Source organism: Stappia sp. 28M-7, from assembly GCF_014252955.1.
In the GTDB taxonomy this organism is placed as follows: Bacteria; Pseudomonadota; Alphaproteobacteria; order Rhizobiales; family Stappiaceae; genus Stappia.
Genome location: NZ_JACMIA010000001.1, coordinates 3341236 through 3362201 on the forward strand (window position 1 = coordinate 3341236; position 20966 = coordinate 3362201).

Below are 20966 nucleotides of genomic sequence, written 5' to 3' on the forward strand. Positions count from 1 at the left end.
GCTTAACCGGCCCAGAACGCCCTTGCTTGCGGGGAAAGGGTGGACAGAATCCGGTCGAGGTCGGCGCCATCGCAACAGGCACGCACGGCCCGGGCAACATCGCGGATGCAGGTATCGGGCGCAAAGTTGTGGTGCCTGCGCAGGGCCTGCACCTCGCGGGTCAGCGCCTCGCGATCCTCGAACGGCAAAAGCGGCGCACCGAGGTCCCAGTCCGCGACGAACAGGGCGCGGGCAACCGCCGGCAGAACCTGTGCGAAACGGATCGCATCGGCAAGCTCAAGCCGGCGACGGAAGACGATAAAAACCCCTTGGATCATCGTGTAGGCTTGGTTGCGAGTGGCAAGTCCCGCGCTCTCGCGGGCGATATCCAGCAACCGGTCGAAATCGGCGGCAGCGCGCTGATACTCGAGGGGCATCGGCATGACGGTCCCTCAGCGGGCTTTCCTGGCCTGGCCGGGCGGCGTACCGGTCACGCGTTTGTAGGCGCGGCTGAACGCGGCCTGCGACTGGTAGCCGAGACGATAGGCCACCTCGTCGACGGCTATGCGGTCACGTCCCAGCCACTGCGCGGCAAGACGCATCCGCAAGGCAGCCACATAGCGCAAGGGAGTTGTACCCGTGGCGGTGGCGAACCGCTCGGCAAAGACCGAGCGCGAACTGCCCATTTTTGCCGCCATTTCGGCGAGCGTCCAGTTGTGCGCCGGGTCTTGGTGCAGCGCCACCAGCACCCGGCCGAGACGCTCGTCGCGCAGCGCCGCCACCCAGCCAGTGGCATCCCCGCACCCGCATTCCACCCAGTTGCGGATCACCGAGACCGCCACCGCCTCGGCAAGACGCGCCAGGATCGTCGCCGATCCGGCGCGGTTCCCCGTCATCTCCCGCTCCATGGCATCGAGCAGCGGACGCAGTTCCGGCTCCTCGCCGGAGGGAGGACTGACCTGCAGGAAGCCGGGCATGAGTTCGATCAAGGGATGAAGTGTGTCGAGCTCGAGCTCCATACGCGCGGAAAAGAGCAGGACGTCGCGAGACCGGCACTGCTGCTCCTGTGTTTCGGTGACACAGCAAATGCCCGGGCATAGCGGCACCGATTCGTACGTCTCGAACGCCCGCACGGCTGCCCCGGAAGACGAGACGATGGCATGTTCGCCGCCGCGCGGAAGCAGCACCGCATCGCCGCAAGCAAGCGGTAGCATCTCGCCTTGCGCGGTTTTCAGGAATCCCGTGCCGCCTGCAACGAAGTGAAATCGCGCCTCCCGAGAGCCCGGAAAGCCCACACCGAACGGCGGTGACAGCCGAATCTTGCTGTAGCTGGCCCCGCGCAGCCTCATGCCCGTCAGCAGCTCACTGACAGGGTCGGTTGGCAAAGTGGGGCGAACTTCGGACGATCGATCAAGCATGACGGAATTCATGTCATGGATCGTCCGGAAAATCCATCCATCTTGGGATCAACACTTATCAAACGTGGAATGCTCCCATGACAGACAGAAACCCTGCCGCCGGTTCGCCGGCAGCCTCATTGGCGCCCGCCTGGGCCGCCGTCTTCGCCATGAGCCTTGGCGTCTTCAGCCTTGTCGGTGCGGAATTTCTGCCCGCCAGCCTGCTGACGCCGATGGCTGCCGACCTCGACATCACCGAAGGTCTCGCCGGACAGGCGGTCACCGCAACGGCAGCCATGGGCGTCATTGCCAGCCTTACCGTCGCCGCCCTCACCCACCGGATCGACCGGAGGCGGGTGCTCATCGGCTTCTCGCTACTACTGATCCTGTCCAATCTCATCGTCGCACTTGCCGGCAGTGTCGAGGTGCTGCTGGCCGGCCGACTGCTGCTGGGCGCCGCGCTCGGCGGCTTCTGGTCGCTCTCCACCGCCGTCGTGATGCGCCTGGTGCCGGAAGCCAATGTGCCGAAGGCACTGTCGATCATGGTCTCCGGCGTCTCGGCAGCCACGATCTTTGCCGCCCCGGTCGGCAGCTATCTCGGCGACCTTTTCGGCTGGCGCTACGTCTTCGCCGGTGCCGCCGGGCTGGCCGCGCTGGTGCTTGCAGTCCAGATGGCGACGCTGCCCTCCCTGCCGCCTCGTGGCCGCTCGAGGTTCTCAACCTTGGTCGAGCTGATGTCCCGCCGGGATATCGCGCTGGCAATGCTCGCAGTTCTGATGGTGTTCTCCGGGCACATGTCGCTGTTCACCTACATCCGGCCGTTCCTCGAGACGGTGACCGGCATCGGGGTGACCGCGATCTCGGCAACTCTCCTGGCCTTCGGCATTGCGAATTTCGTCGGAAACTATCTCGGCAGCGTTCTGGTGGCCCGCTCCCTGCGCCTGACGCTGGCGCTGGCGCCCCTGGCAATCGCCGCGCTCGCCTTCCTGCTGACCAATCTCGGCGCCAGCTTCCCCTCCGCATTGGCCATCGTCACGCTGTGGGGCCTTGCTTTCGGCACCGTGCCGGTTGCCTGGTCGGCCTGGATATCCCGGGCGGTCGCGGATGAAGCGGAAAGCGCCGGTGGCCTGCTGGTGGCGGCGATCAACCTCGCGATTGCAGCCGGGGCCGCCGTCGGCGGCCTGGTGCTGGATCTCAGCGGTGTCACCAGCGTCTTCCTGACCAGCGGCTCGGTGCTGGTGCTGGCAACGCTGACCGTCCTGGCCGGTGTGCAGACCGGGCGGGCCGCCGCACGGGCCTGATCTAAAGAAAAACGCCCGCCGCGCAGACACGCGCGGCGGGCACTTGACGCTTCGCCGACATAAATTGACAAAATAGCGATAACACGCAAGCCGCATCCCGCGGTAAGGAAGGACAACAGCGTCGGCGACATGCTGGCGCCCCTTGCGGGTCCGGCAAGGCAATTACCGCCCCCGCTCCCCGCCTTCCTCATATCTTGCGGATGCCTGTGATGCGAGAACCTACCCCCAACACCACGCCGGAGCCGGTGCCGGCCTTCGCTGCAGCGGAAGCCGGCGCCGCGATTCCCGGCACACGGCCGGCCGGCGGAGCACCGACCGGCACCGGCTGGCGGTCACCGCTGATCCTGCTGATGATCATGGCCGCGGCCATGCAGCTGTCCTTCGCCGCCTGGTGGAACCTCATGAACAATTTTGCGGTTCATGAGCTCGGCTTCACGGGGCGCGAGATCGGCATCCAGCAATCGATCCGCGAGATCCCGGGCCTGCTCGCCTTCACAGCGATCTACCTGCTGCTGTTCATGCGCGAGCAGACGCTGGCCTACCTGTCGCTCGGCCTGCTCGGCATCGGCGTCGCCGTCACCGGGTATTTCCCGACGATCTGGGGTTTCTACCTGACCACGCTCGTGATGTCGGTGGGCTTCCACTACTACGAGACGATGAACCAGTCGCTGTCGCTGCAGTGGTTGCCGAAGGACCGGGCCGCGGCCGGTATGGGCAAGATCCTGTCCGTCGGCGCGGCCGCGCAGCTCGTCGCCTACGGCCTGATCTTCGTTGCCTGGAAAACCTTCGAGCTGAGCTTCACCACCGTGTTCCTGTTCGCCGGCCTGCTGACGCTGGTCGTCCTGGCCTTCCTTGTCATCGCCTTCCCGCAGTTCCGCGAGGGTGTGCCGCAGCGCAAGCAGCTGGTGCTGCGCAAGCGCTACTGGCTCTACTATGCGCTCACCTTCATGGGCGGCGCCCGCCGGCAGATCTTCACCGTCTTCGCCGGCTTTCTGATGGTCGAGCGCTTCGGCTACGACGTGCACGAGGTCGCCGGGTTGTTCCTGCTGAACGGCGTAGTGAACATGCTGTTGGCCCCGAAGATCGGCGCCTGGATCGGCAAGGTCGGCGAGAAGACCGCGCTCACGATCGAATATATCGGCCTGATCGGCGTCTTCACGACCTATGCCTTCGTCACCAACGCGCATCTGGCCGGCGCGCTCTACGTGATCGACCACGCCTTCTTTGCGATCGCCATCGCCATGAAGACCTATTTCCAGAAGATCGCCGACCCGGCCGACATCGCCCCGACCGCCGGCGTCGCCTTCACGATCAACCACATTGCCGCGGTGTTCATTCCGGCTCTGTTCGGATTGATCTGGCTGGTTTCGCCTGCCGCCGTCTTCCTGATCGGCGCAGCCATGGCCTGTATCAGCCTGATCCTGTCGCGACTGGTACCGGACGTGCCCGAAGAGGGCAACGAGGTGGTGTTCTTCTGGCGCAAGCCGGCCGCTGCTCCCGCGGAGTAAGCGATATCCGGCAGCTTCGTGCCGACCACAAACGACATAGCGGCCGGGCCAGGTGCCCGGCCGTTTCGTTTTCCACGGGTGTTTGCCTGGTGCTGCCGACTGCGACAGGGTGATCCGGCGGCCGACAAATGCGCAAGTTCTGTCAGCCGGTATCCTGTAGCACTCGTCCCTGCACCAACCGGGATCGGACAGACATGCAACGCCCCTCGACCGGCCTCGACTACGCCCAGCGCATCGCCCGCGTGGTCGACCACATTGCTCGCCATCTAGATACGCCGCTGGATGTGGCGGGCCTGGCGGAGATCGCCTGCTTCTCTCCCTTCCATTTCCACCGGATCTACCGGACCCAGACGGGCGAGACCATCGCCCAGACGGTCAGGCGCTATCGCCTGCACCGGGCAGCGGCGGAACTGGTGGGGGAGGAGTTGCCCGTGCCCCGCATCGCGCGGCGCGCCGGCTACGCAAGCACGGAGGCCTTCACACGGGCGTTCGCCGCCCATTACGGCATTCCGCCGGCAGCCTTCCGCGCCCTGCCCCGCGACCCGGTGCTTTGCTACCAGACGCAACAGGGAGACGAGACCATCATGGAAAATCTTCAGGTCCGGATCGAGGACATGGACACGCTGCGCCTTGCCGGCATCCCCCACAAGGGACCGTATATCGAGATCGGCAGCACCTTCGAGAAGACCTTCGCCTTCGCCGGCGGGGCGGGCCTGCTCGGCCCCTCGATGCGGATGATCGGGCTGTATTACGACGATCCGAATTCGGTGCCCGCGCGGAACCTCAGGTCCTTTGCCGCCATCACCCTGCCGGACGGTTTTGCGGGCGACCTTCCCGCGGGCCTGGAGCTGCGAGAGATGCCGGCCGGACGCCATGCCGTCGCGATCCACAAGGGCCCTTATGCGGACCTGCACGTGACCTGGGACAGGCTGTTCTCAGCCTGGCTGCCGCAGAGCGGCGAGGAACCGGACGACAGGCCGACGATGGAGGAATATCTCAACAATCCGCGCGAGACGTCGCAGGCGGAGCTTCTGACCGCGGTCTGCCTGCCTCTGAAAGGCTGAGGCGCGCACCTAGCGCAATAAGCAAAAGATAAACCGGCCGGGCGCGCGAGCACCCGGCCGTTTCGTCAGGCCTGGCGCTCGGGAATGCGGACGACGAGGCCGTCCATCGCATCCGTCACCTTGATCTGGCAGGACAGGCGCGAGCTCGGCTGAACGTCATAGGCAAAGTCCAGCATGTCCTCTTCCATCGGCTCCGGCGAGCCGGTAACGCCGGTCCAGGCATCGTCGACATAGACATGGCAGGTCGCGCAGGCGCAGGCGCCGCCACACTCCGCCTCGATCCCCGACACCATGTTCTTGATGGCATTTTCCATCACGGTCGAACCGACGGGAGCATCCACGACAGTTTCGGCACCGTCGGCGGCAATATAAGTGATCTTGGGCATTGGCGGCTGGTCTCGGCACTGGAAGGGCACGGAAATATCCTGCCTTCGACATAACCAATCACGCCGAAACGTCAAGCACGCTACCGCCGCCCCGACCCGACCCGAGGCTGGTCAATCGCGCAGCAACTGCTCGATGAAGGTCTCGGCCTCCTCGACAGTTCCGGCCAGCACGGGAAGATCTGCCGCACCGCCGTCATCCAGCGCGGCCTGCTGCCGTTCGGCCGCACCTGCCACGCCCCATGCGCCGATCCCCTTGGCGGACCCCAGCAGAGTATGCAGCAGGCGCCGCAGCGCCACCTCGTCCGGCGCCTCGTGCATGCGTGCCACCAGCATCCGCGCCTGCACGGCGAAAAGCCGCAGGACCTCACGCTCCAGGTCGCGATTGCCGAGGGTATGGCGCGTCAGGTGGACCAGATCGACCGGGGCATCGGCTTTCGATGCGTGGTCGGTATGCCCGGAAGCGGCATCGGGATGTCTCGCTGTTGCCTGCATGGCGGCAGCACCTTTCGTCAGTGGCGCGGCTTGCGGAGCCGTCGCGCATGGGTCTGCCATCCAAAATCGTTAAAAGGCGCGAAAACCGGGTTAAGCATGCCGGCGATTTCCACCGGCCCGGCCAACAAAGTGAATCTTTGGTTAACGCGCGTAAACGTTTGCCCTGCGAGCAGACGTCGGGGCTGTGCCTCCAACACCCCGCCGGCGGGCCTGTCGCGCTGCGACCGGACAAGGTCGAACGGCTCGTCGTCGAGGCGCCGGCTTCACCTCTCCGACGACGATCTGGCGACCGCGCGGCCTGCTTCCGTCAACCGACAGACGAGCCAGTCAGGCTTGATCGGATTGGAAAACCAAGGCTCTGCCCATCCTGCGGCAATGCAGGCGCGGATGGTCTTTTCCGCAACACGGCGTCCGTCCGCGTCGAACAACGGAAGCTTGCCGCCGGCCTGATCGAGCCCTCTGGCAAGCCATGCGGCCTGGACGGCCGACGGCGCCCGCCCAGCCTTGGAGTGCGCACCCTGTGCGCCATCAGTCCCTGTGGAGGAACCGCGCCGCCCTCCTCCCGCAGCCCTGCCCATGCCCCTCATCTCCTTGTCATGACTCTGCAAATTGTTGTTCGCCTCGGCAGATTGTGTCATTAGCTTTAGGTGTGCGGCAAGTTTGGGAGAGCCGCGTCCAGCGACCAGAGGCCGGTCGGCGACGCAAGCAGTATGCCTCTCCTCGACACGATTCAGGCGCATCGCCGGATCCATGAAGCTGTGCAAGGTCTTGCGGCGACGTGTTTTGCGCCGCGGCACCCGATGTGTAACGAGTACGGACGCGAGGCGAGTTAGATATGGCAAATCCCCCGAAGGCGAAGGATCCCGCCGAGGCTGCCCTGTCGGCTGTCGAGGAGGCGCTGAAGATCGATTTCGGCGACCTGGACGAGAGCGACAAGGCCAGCGGCAACGGGTCCGAGACCGCGAGCGCGGGACCGGCAAGCTCCGAGCGCAGCACAAGCGAGCGCTCCGGTGATCTCGCCGCGACCTCTACGACCTCCGACAGCCAGCGCACATCCGCCAAGCGCGGTCGCGGCGGCGGACGTCCGACATCGGCGGCCAATGACGACCGCCGGACCATCGGCAACCTGATCTACGCCCTGCAGCGGCGGCCGAGCTCGGCCCCGTTCTGGTTCGCCCTCGCCCTCAGCGTCGTCTGGGTGGCCGTCGGCTGGTGGCTGGCCTCCGCCATCTTCAGCACCGAACTGTCCAGCGTCCAGAGCGCCGGCGACATCGCGTCCTCGCCTTCGCTCATCCTGCTGTCGGTCGCCGTTGTCGTGCCGGTGCTGTTCTTCTGGGCGATGGCCCTGATGATCTTCCGCGCCCAGGAAATGCGCATCGTCGCCCGCGGCATGACCGAGGTCGCCCTGCGCCTCGCAGAGCCCGAGGACGTCGCCAAGGAGTCCATTCTCAGCGTCGGCCAGGCCATCCGCCGCGAAGTCGCCGCCATGGGCGACGGCATCGAGCGCGCCATCGCCCGCGCCAGCGAGCTGGAAGTTCTCGTGCACAACGAGGTCTCTTCGCTTGAGCGCTCCTATAATGACAACGAGCTGAAGATCCGCGCGCTGATCGACGAGCTGGTCACCCAGCGCGAGGCGGTGGTTTCCAACGCCGACCGCGTCCGCGACAGCATCACCGGCGCGCATGAGAGCCTTGCAGCCCAGCTGCAGGCAACGTCTGAAAAGATCGGCGAGATCACCGACACCGCGACGGACCGCCTCACCGGCGCCATTGAGGCCCGCGTGAGCGAGTTCAACGCAACCGTCGACGGCCGCGTGCGCGAGATCACCGATACGTTCAGCACCGCCGGCGGCGAGCTCATCGAGAACCTTGCCTCGCATGGCGAGAGCTACGTTGCCCGCCTCACCGGCACCGGTGAGACGCTGGTCGACAGCATGAGCCGTACGGGCCGCGAGTTCGCAGAGACGCTCGAGTCTCGCGGCGGCGAGATCAACGATCGCTTCGCGGCGACCGCGACCGAGTTCGTCGAGACCCTGTCGCTGCGCGGCGGCGAGATCAACGACCGCCTGGCGGAAACCTCGGCCAACCTCTTCGAGACGCTGGAAAGCCGCGGCACGGAGATCAACGACACGCTGGCCAACACCGGCGCCTCTATCGTCGACACCCTGTCGGTGCGCAGCCACGAGATCACCGAGGCCCTCACCTCCACCGGCCAGACCGTCGGCGACACCATCACCCAGCGCGGCGAGGAGATCACCGCCAACCTGTCGCTCACCAGCGGCAAGCTGATCGACACGATCACCACCCGCACCGAAGACCTGCTGTCGACCCTCGACAGCCGCGTCACGGGCCTTGATGCCTCGCTCGCTGAGACCGGCGACCGGGTGGTCGAGAGCATCTCGCTGCGCGGCCAGGAGGTCACCGACACCATCTCCGTCAAGGGCGCCGAGATCGTCGAGACGCTATCCTCGCGTACGAGCGAAGTGGCGGAAATCCTGCGCGGCACCGGCGAGTCCATCGTGGTCGACCTGTCGCTGCGCGGCGGCGAAATCGCGTCCAAGCTGGACGAGACGGCCGGCAGCCTCACCGAGACGATCACCGTGCGCGGCACCGAGCTGGCCGATCGCCTCGGCTCGGTCGGCGACAAGATCCACGAAGCCATCTCCGTCAACGGCGAGGCCCTGGACCAGCGTCTCGAGACCCGCAGCCAGGAGATGGCAAAGCTCATCGACGGGCAGACACGTGCCTTCCGCGCGGCGCTCGACGAGGCCTCGGCCACGCTCGGCACCTCGCTGTCGATGCACACCAGCGACTTCGCCCGCACCCTGTCCGAGACCGGCACGGAGCTGGCCCATCTCATCGGATCGCGCGGCGAGCGCGTTGCCGGCGAGCTGACCTCCATCGGCGATCGCCTCAGCCAGACCCTGGACGAGCGCGGCACAAGCCTGCAGAGCGGCCTCAGCGGCCATCTGGAGCAGATGGAGCACCTGATCGGCGAGCGCGGCACCGAACTGGTGGCCTCGTTCGAGCGGCGCACCAGCGAGCTGGGCGAAACCCTCGACGGCCGTATCGAGTCGCTGAACTCGACGCTGGACCTGCGCGCCTCGACCATGGCGGAAGCGCTCGACACCCGGATCCAGGGCTTCGACCAGACCCTGTCCGGCGGCATCGAAACGCTGACCTCGACCCTGGACCTGCGTGCCTCAACCATGGCGGAAGCCCTGGACACCCGCATCAGCGGTTTCGACGAGACCCTGTCCGGCGGTATCGAGCGTCTGTCCACCACGCTGGACGCGCGCACCGGCCAGTTCGAGAAGACCCTCAACGAGCGCACCGTCGCCCTGTCCGACCTTCTGGAAGACCGCTCGCAGGCGATCACCCTGCAGCTGTCCGACAAGGTCGACCAGGTCGGCGCGACGCTGGGCAGCCGCGCCGAGGAAATCGGCACCAGCCTGTCGGAGCGCTCGCGCCTGATCGGCGAGGCGATCGAGCAGCATCTCGTCACCTTCGAGGGTTCGATCGGCTCCAAGGTCGAGCAGGCGGCCAACGCCATGTCCGACAAGGCCGAGCACCTTGCCAACACCATGTCGCTCGGCACCGAGCGCATCGACCAGGCGCTGGACGCGCGTGCCCGCCAGATCAGCGAGACGCTGATCGCCCGGACTCGCGAGATCGCCGCCGCCTTCGTCGATGGCCAGACCGAGATGTCGAAGTCGCTGGACCAGCGCCTGACCGACGCCGGCGCCGTGCTGTCGCGCCAGAGCCAGGAGCTCACCGACACGCTGTCCGACCGCATCGCGGAGATCAACGTGTCGCTCGGCTCCAAGGTGTTCGAGGTCGCCGAGACCCTGGACAGCCGCTCTGCGGAACTGGAGCGGATGCTGGCCGAGCGCCTTGCCGCGATCACCGGCACGCTCACCAGCGAGACCGAGCGCGCCCGCGAGACCCTCTCCGAGGTCGTCATCGAGGCCGGCGGCACGGTGGACCGCCTCAGCGGCACACTTTCGGGTGAAAGCAGCAAGCTGAAGGAGATCATCGAGACCACGCTGGACGAGGCGACCACCAAGCTGGAAGGCGAAGGAGCGCGTCTGCGCCAGATCGTCCTCGGCTCGGTCGGCGAGGCCCGCGGTGCCCTTCAGAGCGAGAGCGAGAAGGCCGCAGAAGCCATCATCGCCTCCCTGTCCGGCGCCACCGGCAACCTGTCGAGCGAAGGCGAACGCCTCCGCGAGCTGCTGCTGTCGGCTGTGGGCGAAGCCGCCCGTTCGCTGGCTGCGGAAAGCGAGAAGGCCCGCACCCTCTTCGTCGGCACGCTCGGCGAGATGAGCGGCGCCCTCGGCAGCGAGAGCGACAAGGTCCGCGAAGACCTGACCCGCACCGTCGCCGATGTCGCGAGCACCCTGTCGGCAGAGAGCGAGCAGGCCCGCATGGTGCTTGCCCGCACGGTCGAGGAAATCCGCAACACCGTCTCCGGCGAAGCCGACGGCGTGCGCTCGCAGGTGGCTGGCGCGGTTCGTGCCGCGGCAGACCTGCTGGCCGAGCGCGGCAACGCAGTTGCCGAAGATCTGGTGGCCCGCGCGGATGCGCTCAACCAGGCGCTCGACGAGCGCGCCGGCACGCTGTCGCAGCTGCTCGGCACGGACGGCAACGCAATGGTCAACGCCATCGAGGAGCGGGCGCATGCCCTCACCTCGCGCGTGTCGGAAATCCACGACGCAATCCTGGAAGCCATCACAGTCAAGGGCCGCGACGTCACCGACAACTTCGCCCGTACCGGTCTGGATGCCACCCGCAAGCTGGTGGAAGCCGGCGACGCGCTGGTCGCCACGCTGGACGAGCGCAGCACGTCGGCGGCAGAAGTTCTCGGCAGCACCAAGGCGCAGCTGGAGAGCGACATCACCGCCCTGCTGGACCGCCTGACCGAGTCCAACAGCCTGCTCAGCGACGTCGTCGCAAATGCCGGCGACAACCTCGGCAAGGTGGAGACGTCCCTGTCGCGCAGCGCCGGCGAGTTCCGCACGGCGATCGACCGGGCGCTCAGCGAGACCACGGCCTCGGCCGGTTCTCTCGAGAACCAGACCTCGGTCCTCAAGCAGGTCTCGCAGGAGGTCCTCAGCGACATCTCCTCGCTGGCCAGCCGCCTGGAGGACCATGGCCGCATGCTGAGCGAAGCCGCCAAGAACCTCGACGAAACCAACCGCGAAGTCGACGCCCGCGTCGGCGAGCGCAAGACCGCGATCGAGGAAGTGGCGGACACGCTGCTCGCCAAGACCGAGGCGGTCGACAGCCTGATGCGCACCTTCTCCAAGCAGCTCGAATCGGCTCTGACCGGGGCCGACCAGAAGAGCCGCGAGGTGACCAGCATGCTGACGGCCGCGGCCGAGGCGGCAACCGCATCGGTGAGCGAGCAGTTCGAGTCGATGCGCCTGTCGGCCGGCCTGGAGGGCCAGAAGGCCCGCGAGGCCGTGCGTGCCGCACAGGACGACATCGTCGCCGAAATGTCGAAGACCCTCTCGGAGGCCTCCGAGCGCTTCACCGAGGCAACGACCCGCATGCGCGACGTCGCCCGCGACGTCCACCGCGAGCTGGAGAAGACCCGCGCCGAACTCAAGCGCGGCATTCTCGACCTGCCGGAAGAAGCGGAGCAGTCCGCGTCGGCCCTGCGCAAGATCGTCAGCGAGCAGGTTCGCGCGCTGACCGAGCTGTCGGAGATCGTCGCCCGCCAGTCGAACGTGCTGGACACCTCGCGCGCCGGTGAGCGCGCGGCGACCGCCACGCTCGCCAATGTTGCGACGGCTGCAGCGCCTGCCCGCCAGGCTCCTGCACCGGAGCCGGCGGCACCGCGTCAGCAGCAGCAGCCTGCGGCTCCCGCACGCGGCGGAGAGATCCGCGGCGAGCTGCGCCGCAAGACGCTGAGCGACTTCGACGCTCCCAAGCCCGCACCGCAGGCCGAGGCTCCTCGCAGCGGCGGCCAGGGCAAGGGCTGGGTCTCCGACCTGCTGCGCCGTGCGTCGCAGGACGAGGCGCCGGCTGGTGACGAGCCCCAGGGCCGTTCACCGCTGCAGATGGTCGAGTCGCTGAACTCGCTGTCGATCGACATCGCCCGTGCGATCGACCACGAGACGTTCATCGACCTGTGGGACCGCTACAAGCAGGGCGAGAGGCACGTGTTCACGCGCCGCCTCTACACCCTGCAGGGCCAGCAGACCTTCGACGAGATCCGCCAGAAGTACGCGCGCGATGCCGAGTTCCGCTCGGCTGTCGACCGCTACCTCGTGGATTTCGAGCAGCTGCTGTCCCAGGTCTCCCGCAACGACCGCGACAACATCATGAGCCAGACCTACCTGACGTCCGATACGGGCAAGGTCTACACCATGCTGGCGCATGCCAGCGGCCGGCTCGACTGATCGCGGCGGGGCGGCATCGCCCCCCCTGCCCGGATACGGTTTCATCAAAAGCAAACGCGGTCCCTCGGGGCCGCGTTTGTCGTTTGGGGGCAGAGGGGATGAAAGGTCGCTCCCCCTCGGAGGTCATCCCGGTCAAGCGAAGCGCAGAACCGGGAGCCAATGGCAACCCCGGCAGGCGTGAGGCAGAAGGCGCTCACCCCACTCTCGGCTGTCATGCCTGCGAAGGCAGGCATCCAGCATCCGCCGGAGCGTGTGGGTTTGCGCAACCAGGCCCCCCTGAGCGAGGGGGCTCGCGGCAGTGCCGAGGTCTGAGCCGAAGCGTTCGGGGTTACTGGATCCCGGTCTTCGGCTGTGCCGAGACCGGGACGACAGGCGGGGCGTGGGCGCGCGTCGGCGTGCCCTCACCGCCGCTCTGGGAACGAATAGGCCCCGGCGCGCGCTTCGCTTGGCCGGGGTGACGGCAGAGGGGATGTGGGCAGGCCATTCTCAGAACGTCGTCCCGGGCAAGGCGCCGCCCGACCCGTGATGACAACTGGACGACGGCCGCGAGGACGCCAAGCTCGCGCCGATCAGACGTTGGACAGGACCCAGGTCGACATCTCGCGCAGCACGCTGTCGGTTGCCGCATTTATCGCATCGACCGCGTCGCGCACGTTGGTGCTGCGCGCCGGGGCTTCTGCCCGGAAGATGCGGCTCGCTTTGGTGCGGCCGTTGCGGTCGTTGACCAGACGGGCCATCACCTCGACCACTGCGCGGTTCTGGCCGTCGATCTGCAGCTGGAAGGACCTGAGATCCGTCTGAAGCTGGTAGTCGATCAGCAGTCCCTCGCCCGGCAGACCGACGCCGCGCAGGCCGCGGGTGTTCTCCAGCGACTGGACGATCTTTGCCTGCACCACCTTGGGCAGCGTGTCCGTCCAGGCCGCCTTGGGGAAATAGGTGTAGACAGGGCCGGCATCGACGACGGCAATGGACGCCGTATCGAGCGCCTGCAGGGCGCGCGGCGCAGGCACCAGGACCTGGATGCTGCCGCTGCGCCCCGGCACGGTCTTTTCCGTGACGGTCGGCGTGGTCAGCCCGTAATAGGCGTCCGGGGTGCTCGCGGAGCCGCAACCGGCAAGCAGAAGTGCCAGCGACAGCCCTGCGGCCGTCACTGCGCCCCTGACGCGACCCGTCCCACACATACAAAACTCCACTTTTCGCATCATCGCCGCTGCGCACCTCCGAAGGTCGGCTTGTCCGGCCCGCCGAAGATCACGCGCTGCGGATCGCGGTTGAGGTCTGCCGCCGTGCGCTGGATCTCCAGCAGCGTGCGGCTGAGCTGTGCCATGGCATTGGAGAAATCGGTCGAGCCGCGTGCGGTGAAACGCTCCAGCCCGCTGGTGATCGGTCCGACCCGCTCGGCGAGCACGTCGGCGACCTTGCGGATCGACGCGGCCGCCTGCGTCGCCTCGGCGATCAGTCCCTCGCCGTCACCCTCCACCATCGCGTCGACCTTGTCGACGACGCTCTGGACGCGGGTCCCGGTCGCATTGAGCTTCGAGGCCAGTTCCTGCGCATCGCGGACGATCTGGTCGATCTGCGGGCCGCGTCCCTTAAGGCTCTGGCTGAACTCGTTCACATTGTCGACCGCTTCGCCGGCCTTCTCGATGGCATCGGTCACGATCTTCGTCTTGCCGGCGATCTCCCCTGAGAAGCGCTCGACGGACGCCACCAGGCTCTTGACCTGCTCCGGATCCACGGCAGCGACCACCTGGTCGATCCGGTCGACGGTGGCGACGAGCTGCGTGCCGATGGCACGTGCATCCGCCAGGACCTGGCGAATGTCTTCCTTACCCTCGGCCAGGGACGTGCTGGCCTGTTCCAGGTTCTCCATCGTCCGGGTCGAGGACACCACCAGCCGGTCGATATCCGCAGACCGCTCCTGAAGCACGGATGCAAAGGCCGAAGCGCCGTCGACGATCCGCGTGATCGCCTCGGGACGGACGGTCTCGATCACCGCATCGACCTTGGCAAGGCTGGCCGTCAGGCCTGAAGCGAACTGCTGCAGCTCCTGGGCCGCGCCCTCGGCATTGGCGACGAGCTCTGTCAATCCGTCTGCCGCCTCTGCCGCCTTGGACGTGACCTCGGCGGCATTGTTGACGATCTCGGTCACACGGCCGGGGGGTACCGCATCGACAACGGCGGTCGCACTGTTGACCAGCCCTTCAAGCCGGCCGGACAGGCTCTGCAGCGCCTCGCCGGTGCTGGCGACGCTCGCCATGAAATTATCGACGCCATCGGCATTGCTCGCCAGCGCATCGGAAAACACGCGGGCATTGACGATGATCTTGTTCACTTCCTCACGATTGTCGTTCACCACCCGCTCGATCGAGGCGAGCGTGGTGTCGGCGCGGCTGAGAATGTCCCGCGCACCCTCCACGATATCCTCGAAGGCCGACTTCTCGGCATAGATGACCGGAGGCTCTTCGTCGTTGGGGTCGAGCAGCAGCGGCGCGCTGGTCGAGCCGCCGGACAGATCGACATAGGCAATGCCCGAAAGCGTCTGGAACCCGAGTGTTGCCTTGACGTCGCTGCGCAGGGGCGTGGTCGGGCTGACGCGGATCGTCGCAATCACGACGCGTGGATCCTTCGGATCGAAGCCCAGTTCCCCGACATCGCCGACCTTGATGCCGTTGAAATTGACAGCGCCGCCGACGGACAACCCGGTCACCGCCCCATTGAAGACGACCTTGACCGGCAACGCGCGCGGCCCTTCAGCCCGGCTGCCGAGCCAGTAGATAAAAACAAAACCGACAATGAGCGTCGCGAAGACGAATGCACCAATGGCAATATAATTCGCGCGGGTTTCCATGCTTACGCCTGTTCCTGCCTATACCCGCCGCAACGCGCGTTCGCCGTTGAAATAGGACTGCACCCAGGCATTGTCGAATTCCATGAGTTCGACGACCGTCCCCGTCTTCAACACCTTCTTTTCTCCTAATACCGCGACGCGGTCGCAAATGGAATGCAGGCTGTCGAGATCATGAGTGACCATGTAGACAGTGAGGCCGAGCGTATCGCGCAGTTTGCGCACCAGATCGTCGAATGCCGCCGCGCCGATCGGGTCGAGACCTGACGTCGGCTCGTCGAGAAAGACGAGGTCCGGATCGAGGGCCAGCGAGCGCGCAAGGCTCGCCCGCTTGATCATGCCGCCGGAGAGCTCGGACGGGAACTTCTCCGCCGCATTGCGCGGCAGGCCGACCATTTCCAGCTTCAACAGGGCGAGCTCGTCCATCAGCCGCTGCGACATGCGCATGTGCTCGCGCATCGGCACCTGGATATTCTGCCGCACGGTGAGCGAGGAGAACAGGGCGCCTTGCTGAAACAGCACGCCCCAGCGGCGCTCCACCGCCTGCCGTTCCTCCGGCGAGGCCTTGTCGAGATCGACGCCGAACACCTCGATGGTGCCGGCCCGCTTCGGCGTGAGGCCGAGAATGGCGCGCATCAGCACCGACTTGCCGGTGCCCGATCCGCCGACGAAGCCCAGGATCTCCCGTGTCCGCACGTCGAGATCCAGATCCTTGAGGACCACCGTCGAGCCGAAACCGACCGTCACGCCGCGGGCGCGCAGGATCACCTCCTCGCCGGGCGCGTTCGTCTCGTCCGCGGTCGGCGGCGCAAGGGCAGTATCGGACGGCATTCAGATCCCGATCGAAGAAAAGAAGATGGCGAACAGGCCGTCGACGACGATCACCATGAAGATCGCCTTCACGACGGACATGGTCGTGTGATGGCCAAGCGACTCGGCCGAACCCGAGACTTTCATGCCTTCCACACAGGCCACAAGGCCGATGATCAACGCCATGAACGGCGCCTTGACGATGCCCACCATCAGAGTGTCGACGGTAACCGACTGCTGCATCAGGTTGATGAAGACCCGCGGCGCCATGTCGAGATAGAGCCAGGAGATCAACCCGGCACCGAACAGGGCAGCAAGGTTGGACAGGAAGGTCAGGATCGGCAGGGCGAGAATGAGCGCGAAAAGCCGCGGCAGGATCAGCACTTCCGTGACCCGCAGCCCGATGACATGCAGCGCGTCGATCTCCTCGCGCATTTTCATCGAGCCGATCTCGGCGGTGAACGCGGACCCGGACCGTCCCGCGACCATGATCGCCGTGAGAATCACGCCGATCTCGCGCAGCACCAGCACGCCGGACAGGTCCACCACGTAGACGTCGGCACCGAACTGCCGGAGGTAGAAGCCGCCCTGCTGGGCGATGATCGCACCGATGAGGAAGCTCATCAGCATGACGATGGGCACGGCGCCGATACAGGCCCTGTCGAACTGGGTGGCGATGGAGACAATGCGAAGGCTCCGCGGGCGCAGGAACACGCCCGACAGCACGCTGACCAGGGACCCGACGATGTGGAGAATGGCGAGCGCGTCGCGCCCAATACCGACGACCTCGCGCCCCGTCGTCTCGAGAATGCTGAACAGCGACAACTTGTGACGCGCCGGCGCCCAGGGAGTCGGGTGGTGCTGCTCGACCTCGGAAATCAGCGCATCGAAGGACGGGAGCGCCCCCTGCAGGCTGACACGCGAGCCGTGAAACTCCAGGTCGCCGCGCAAGCGGTGGATCAGCCAGGCACCCGCCGTATCCAGTCGCCCGACCTGCGACAGGTCGATATGGATACGACCGCCGGACGGCGCGTCGATGCCCTCGACGGCCTGTTCGAGAATCTCGCCGTGATGGATCGTCCAGGGCCCTGCAAGCACGAGGAGCAGGTCGCCGTCCTTCTCCGTCGCCGTGAGACGCGGTATCTCCTGTGCTGCATCAACCGTCATGCCAGCTGTCGTCCCGTCCCTTTGGATCCTGAGTCCGGCAGCCGGGCTGCCTGCCTCCTCCTCGCATGAGGAGACCGGTCGGGCGGCCCCGCCCCCTTGCCGAGCCTCCCAGGCACCACGTATACCTTGGCGCCAATGCAAGCGTCCACCCGGCCACCGCTTTCGCGGGCGTACGGTCCTGCCAACGTCTGGCTGTCGCCCGGCAAGCGCCTGGCCGACCAGTCCGGAAAATTCCGACTATCAGGAGACCACGATGGAAATCGCCCATCCCTACCTGCTGTTCCTCGGCGACGTGCCGGACGCCCTGGCCGCCAAGACAGGCCTCGGCATCGTTGACTGGCGGCGCGACTGGTGCCTCGGCCAGCATCGGCTGGACGGATGCAAGGCGGACGCGAAACTCCCCGACATGTCACCGCAGGACGCCGCGAAGGCCGGCGCGCGGACCATGGTGATCGGTGCCGTCAATGCCGGCGGCGTGCTCCCCGAACATTGGGTCGCCTCCATCGTTGCTGCCCTGGATGCAGGAATGGACGTGGCCAGCGGGCTGCACATGCGCCTCGGCGCGGTGCCCGCCATCCGCGAGGCGGCCGAGCGCAACGGCCGCAAGCTGTTCGACGTACGCCATTCCGACATCCGCTTCGACACCGGCAAGGGCACCAAGCGCAGCGGCAAGCGGCTGCTGACCGTTGGAACCGACTGCTCGGTCGGTAAGAAATACTGCGCGCTGGCGCTGGAACAGGCGATGCGCGCCAAGGGCTTCGACGCCGACTTCCGCGCTACCGGCCAGACCGGCGTTTTCATTTCCGGACGCGGCGTCTCGCTGGACGCAGTGATCGCGGACTTCATCTCGGGCGCTGCGGAATGGATCTCGCCGGCCGCCGACGAAAACCACTGGGACCTCGTGGAAGGCCAGGGGTCGCTGTTCCACCCGTCCTTCGCCGGCGTGACCCTCGGCCTGCTGCACGGTTCGCAGCCCGACGCCTTCGTCGTCTGCCACGAGCCGACCCGCACCAACATGCGCGGCGTCAAGACACCGCTGCCGACGATCCAACAGGTCATCGACATGACTGTGGCGCTCGGCAAGCTCACCAATCCGGACATCCGCTGCGTCGGCATCAGCATCAACACGGTGGCGCTGGACGAGGCCGAGGCGCGCAAGCTGCTCGCCGACACCGAGGCCGAATACGGCCTGCCGGCGACCGACCCCGTCCGCTTCGGCTGCGACAGCATCGTCGAGCGGATCGCGACCGAGTTCGGCAAGCCATGACCGTCGAGCTGAGCGTTGCCACCGACAGCTGGCCGATCGAGGGCGGCTTCACCATCTCGCGGGGAAGCCGGACCCACGCTAATGTGGTGATGGTCACGCTGAGCGAAGGGCCGCATCGCGGCCGCGGCGAATGCGTTCCCTATGCCCGCTACGGCGAAACGGTCGAGGGCGTGATGGCCGATATCGAGCGCATCGCGCCCGACATCGCCCGCGGGCTCGACCGTGCCGGCCTGCAGCAGGCGATGCCGGCGGGCGCGGCGCGCAACGCCATCGACTGCGCCTTCTGGGACCTTGCCGCCAAGCAGGCCGGCACGAGCGCCGCGAAACTCGCCGGCATCAGTGAGATGGGCCCCGTCACCACCGCCTTCACCATCAGCCTCGGCACGCCGGAAAAGATGGCCGCCGACACGGCGAAGGCGAAGGATCGCCCGCTGCTGAAAATCAAGCTCGGCGGCGAAGGCGACGATGTGCGGATCGCCGCGGTACGCGCTGCCGCACCGAATGCACGGCTGATCGTCGATGCCAACGAGGCCTGGAGCGAGGCGTTGTTTGCACGCAACATGGAGGCCTGCCGCGCGGCCGGGGTGGAGCTGATTGAGCAGCCCCTGCCTTCCGATGCGGATGGGGGCCTTGCCCACCTGCCGCGCCCCATTCCGGTCTGTGCCGACGAAAGCCTGCACACCTCGACGGATCTCGAGCGCCTTGCCCCGCTCTACGATGCGGTGAACATCAAGCTCGACAAGACCGGCGGGCTGACCGAAGCGCTTCTTCTTGCCGGCAAGGCCCGCGAGATGCACTTCAAGGTGATGATCGGCTGCATGCTCGGCACGTCGCTGGCGATGGCGCCGGGAGCACTGGTCGCGCAAGACGCCGATTATGTCGATCTCGACGCACCGCTCCTGCTGTCCAAGGACCGGGAGCCGGGTCTCGTCTTCGACGGCAGCTTGATGCACCCGCCACGCCCCGAGCTCTGGGGCTAGGTGGACGAAGCTCGGACCGGAAATCCGGGCAGCTCTCAGCCTGCCCGCTTCGCCCGGCCCGAGACGACCAGTCCGCCGATCAGGCACAGCCCGCCGATGCCGGAAAGCACAGACATCGCCACGAAGGCGGTAACCGGGCTCGACGCATAGAGCATGCCCGCGATCGCCGATGCCAGCGCCGTCACGGCACCGATCACCATCGAGTTGACGCCCTGGGCAGCGCCCGCCCATTGCGGCGGCGCCATGCGCGCGACGAATGCGACCGCGCCGAGATGCGTCGCACCGAAGCTGAGCCCGTGCAGCAGCTGCACCAGGACGATGGAGACGGGATCCTCCACGAACGGAAACAGGATCCAGCGCAGGACCGCGCCGGCAATGCCGATGGCCAGAAGGCCGTTGACGCCCAGCACCGAGCGCACCCGGCCTGAGGCGGCGAACAGGCCGATCTCGGTGATCACTCCCAGTCCCCAGTAAATGCCCACCGCCGTGCCGGAAACACCGGTCTGCGACCACAGGAGCGCACTGAAGGCGTAATAGGCCGCATGGCTGGCCTGCGCGCAGGCTGCCGCCAGGATCACCAGCAGGAAGCCCGGCGTCACGAACGCCCCCTCGCGCAGCAGTGCCGCCAGCCCCTTTCGGCGCCCATTGGCGGGCACGGGCCCCGGTGCCTCGTCCTCCATCACCTCGGCAAGCGCGATGTCGGGGGAGGCAATCGAGACCGATTCGTTTTCATCGACCTGGATTCGCGGCAGCTTGACGCTGAGCGCCGCCGCTGCGGCTGCAACCAGGCCGGCGACGATGCCACCGACCACGACCCCGGTCGTCCACTCGCCGATCAGGGATCCGCCGATCACATTGGCAACGATGAACGAGACTGATCCCCAGAGCCGCATGCGCCCGTAGTCACCCTTGCCCTCACGCTCAACGCGCGCCGCCAGTGCATCCCCCAAAGGCATCAACGGCGACCAGGCAATGGAGATGACCACCAACAGCAAGGCACTTGCGAGGAAGCTCTTTGCGAGAAAAAAGCCTGAAAACGCAACAGCGGCGAGAATGCTGAGCAGCGCCAGCGCGCGCCCGGGTGTGCCGAAGCGGTCGACAGCGGCCCCGATCAGCGGGTTCGCCGCAAGCCTCACCAGCATCGGTATGGCAAGCAGAGTACCGATCTCGCCCGGGCTCAATCCCGCCTCGGACAGCACTAGCGGGAAGAACGGGAGAAACAGGCCGAGGCCGAAGAAATAGGCTGCGAAGATCGCCGCAACCCTTGCGTGAAGGGGCATGTGAAAGCATCCGCCAACCGTGAGGAACTGCCTTCTATACCGATTTTAAGGATTTGGCGATTAAGCATGACCGACGGCTTTCGG

15 protein-coding genes are annotated in these 20966 nt (G+C 66.6%); 6 read left to right on the forward strand and 9 right to left on the reverse strand.

The window, feature by feature from the left end; all coding sequences use genetic code 11:
- Nucleotides 1-2: 2 nt before the first annotated feature.
- Nucleotides 3-422 carry a DUF2267 domain-containing protein gene (locus H7H34_RS15015; protein WP_185925644.1) on the reverse strand — a complete coding sequence of 140 codons (420 nt, stop codon included), beginning with the start codon at nt 420-422 and terminating at the stop codon, nt 3-5.
- A 9-nt stretch (nt 423-431) separates the two neighbouring features.
- Entirely contained in the window at nt 432-1409 is a 978-nt protein-coding gene (locus H7H34_RS15020) for an AraC family transcriptional regulator (RefSeq protein ID WP_245165092.1), read from the reverse strand.
- A 65-nt stretch (nt 1410-1474) separates the two neighbouring features.
- Between H7H34_RS15020 and H7H34_RS15025 the strand changes: the two genes are divergently transcribed.
- From H7H34_RS15025 to H7H34_RS15035, 3 genes are all read left to right on the forward strand, one after another.
- Nucleotides 1475-2677 (forward strand): MFS transporter, encoded by a 1203-nt coding sequence (locus tag H7H34_RS15025; protein WP_185925645.1) that lies wholly within the window; start codon nt 1475-1477, stop codon nt 2675-2677.
- Nucleotides 2678-2886: 209 nt separating this feature from the next.
- On the forward strand, nt 2887-4185 hold the full coding sequence (locus H7H34_RS15030) for an MFS transporter (RefSeq protein ID WP_208996599.1): 1299 nt from the start codon (nt 2887-2889) through the stop codon (nt 4183-4185).
- 194 nt (nt 4186-4379) lie between these two features.
- Nucleotides 4380-5249: an AraC family transcriptional regulator gene (locus H7H34_RS15035; protein WP_185925646.1), complete on the forward strand. Its 870-nt coding sequence runs from the start codon at nt 4380-4382 to the stop codon at nt 5247-5249.
- A gap of 65 nt (nt 5250-5314) precedes the next feature.
- Here the strand turns inward: H7H34_RS15035 and H7H34_RS15040 are convergent, their stop codons facing one another.
- Both H7H34_RS15040 and H7H34_RS15045 read right to left on the reverse strand, forming a co-directional pair.
- Nucleotides 5315-5635: a 2Fe-2S iron-sulfur cluster-binding protein gene (locus tag H7H34_RS15040; protein ID WP_120267236.1), complete on the reverse strand. Its 321-nt coding sequence runs from the start codon at nt 5633-5635 to the stop codon at nt 5315-5317.
- 111 nt (nt 5636-5746) lie between these two features.
- Nucleotides 5747-6127 (reverse strand): Hpt domain-containing protein, encoded by a 381-nt coding sequence (locus H7H34_RS15045; RefSeq protein ID WP_185925647.1) that lies wholly within the window; start codon nt 6125-6127, stop codon nt 5747-5749.
- An 835-nt stretch (nt 6128-6962) separates the two neighbouring features.
- On the opposite strand from H7H34_RS15045, the gene H7H34_RS15050 reads away from it, so the two are divergent.
- Nucleotides 6963-12530 carry an apolipoprotein A-IV repeat region-like domain-containing protein gene (locus H7H34_RS15050; protein ID WP_185925648.1) on the forward strand — a complete coding sequence of 1856 codons (5568 nt, stop codon included), beginning with the start codon at nt 6963-6965 and terminating at the stop codon, nt 12528-12530.
- Between the two features lie 569 nt (nt 12531-13099).
- Here the strand turns inward: H7H34_RS15050 and H7H34_RS15055 are convergent.
- From H7H34_RS15055 to H7H34_RS15070, 4 genes are read right to left on the reverse strand one after another with little or no spacing between them, the layout of a single operon-like run.
- On the reverse strand, nt 13100-13711 hold the full coding sequence (locus H7H34_RS15055) for an ABC-type transport auxiliary lipoprotein family protein (protein WP_185925649.1): 612 nt from the start codon (nt 13709-13711) through the stop codon (nt 13100-13102).
- Between the two features lie 20 nt (nt 13712-13731).
- The gene (locus tag H7H34_RS15060; RefSeq protein WP_185925650.1) at nt 13732-15381 is read right to left on the reverse strand and encodes an MlaD family protein; all 1650 of its coding nucleotides are present in this window, start codon (nt 15379-15381) and stop codon (nt 13732-13734) included.
- A gap of 18 nt (nt 15382-15399) precedes the next feature.
- Nucleotides 15400-16209: an ABC transporter ATP-binding protein gene (locus H7H34_RS15065; RefSeq protein WP_185925651.1), complete on the reverse strand. Its 810-nt coding sequence runs from the start codon at nt 16207-16209 to the stop codon at nt 15400-15402.
- Nucleotides 16210-17355 carry an ABC transporter permease gene (locus H7H34_RS15070; RefSeq protein ID WP_185925652.1) on the reverse strand — a complete coding sequence of 382 codons (1146 nt, stop codon included), beginning with the start codon at nt 17353-17355 and terminating at the stop codon, nt 16210-16212. It lies immediately after the preceding gene.
- Nucleotides 17356-17608: 253 nt separating this feature from the next.
- Between H7H34_RS15070 and dgcN the strand changes: the two genes are divergently transcribed.
- Together dgcN and dgcA are read left to right on the forward strand one after the other, a co-directional pair.
- Nucleotides 17609-18622: an N-acetyltransferase DgcN gene (gene dgcN, locus H7H34_RS15075; RefSeq protein WP_185925653.1), complete on the forward strand. Its 1014-nt coding sequence runs from the start codon at nt 17609-17611 to the stop codon at nt 18620-18622.
- Nucleotides 18619-19602, forward strand: a complete 984-nt coding sequence (gene dgcA / locus H7H34_RS15080; protein WP_185925654.1) for an N-acetyl-D-Glu racemase DgcA — start codon at nt 18619-18621, stop codon at nt 19600-19602. Before dgcN ends, dgcA begins: the two co-directional genes overlap by 4 nt.
- Nucleotides 19603-19637: 35 nt before the next feature.
- Here dgcA and H7H34_RS15085 read toward each other — a convergent pair whose 3' ends face one another.
- Nucleotides 19638-20882, reverse strand: coding sequence for an MFS transporter (locus H7H34_RS15085; protein ID WP_185925655.1), 1245 nt, complete (start codon nt 20880-20882; stop codon nt 19638-19640).
- Between the last annotated feature and the right edge of the window lie 84 nt (nt 20883-20966).

What these genes read in the sequence shown, in the direction of transcription:
- H7H34_RS15015 (WP_185925644.1), bottom strand. Translation starts at nt 422, where the DNA reads ATGCCGATGCCCCTCGAGTATCAGCGCGCTGCCGCCGATTTCGACCGG.
- H7H34_RS15020 (WP_245165092.1), bottom strand. Translation starts at nt 1,409, where the DNA reads ATGAATTCCGTCATGCTTGATCGATCGTCCGAAGTTCGCCCCACTTTG.
- H7H34_RS15025 (WP_185925645.1), top strand. Translation starts at nt 1,475, where the DNA reads ATGACAGACAGAAACCCTGCCGCCGGTTCGCCGGCAGCCTCATTGGCG.
- H7H34_RS15030 (WP_208996599.1), top strand. Translation starts at nt 2,887, where the DNA reads ATGCGAGAACCTACCCCCAACACCACGCCGGAGCCGGTGCCGGCCTTC.
- H7H34_RS15035 (WP_185925646.1), top strand. Translation starts at nt 4,380, where the DNA reads ATGCAACGCCCCTCGACCGGCCTCGACTACGCCCAGCGCATCGCCCGC.
- H7H34_RS15040 (WP_120267236.1), bottom strand. Translation starts at nt 5,635, where the DNA reads ATGCCCAAGATCACTTATATTGCCGCCGACGGTGCCGAAACTGTCGTG.
- H7H34_RS15045 (WP_185925647.1), bottom strand. Translation starts at nt 6,127, where the DNA reads ATGCAGGCAACAGCGAGACATCCCGATGCCGCTTCCGGGCATACCGAC.
- H7H34_RS15050 (WP_185925648.1), top strand. Translation starts at nt 6,963, where the DNA reads ATGGCAAATCCCCCGAAGGCGAAGGATCCCGCCGAGGCTGCCCTGTCG.
- H7H34_RS15055 (WP_185925649.1), bottom strand. Translation starts at nt 13,711, where the DNA reads ATGTGTGGGACGGGTCGCGTCAGGGGCGCAGTGACGGCCGCAGGGCTG.
- H7H34_RS15060 (WP_185925650.1), bottom strand. Translation starts at nt 15,381, where the DNA reads ATGGAAACCCGCGCGAATTATATTGCCATTGGTGCATTCGTCTTCGCG.
- H7H34_RS15065 (WP_185925651.1), bottom strand. Translation starts at nt 16,209, where the DNA reads ATGCCGTCCGATACTGCCCTTGCGCCGCCGACCGCGGACGAGACGAAC.
- H7H34_RS15070 (WP_185925652.1), bottom strand. Translation starts at nt 17,355, where the DNA reads ATGACGGTTGATGCAGCACAGGAGATACCGCGTCTCACGGCGACGGAG.
- dgcN (WP_185925653.1), top strand. Translation starts at nt 17,609, where the DNA reads ATGGAAATCGCCCATCCCTACCTGCTGTTCCTCGGCGACGTGCCGGAC.
- dgcA (WP_185925654.1), top strand. Translation starts at nt 18,619, where the DNA reads ATGACCGTCGAGCTGAGCGTTGCCACCGACAGCTGGCCGATCGAGGGC.
- H7H34_RS15085 (WP_185925655.1), bottom strand. Translation starts at nt 20,882, where the DNA reads ATGCCCCTTCACGCAAGGGTTGCGGCGATCTTCGCAGCCTATTTCTTC.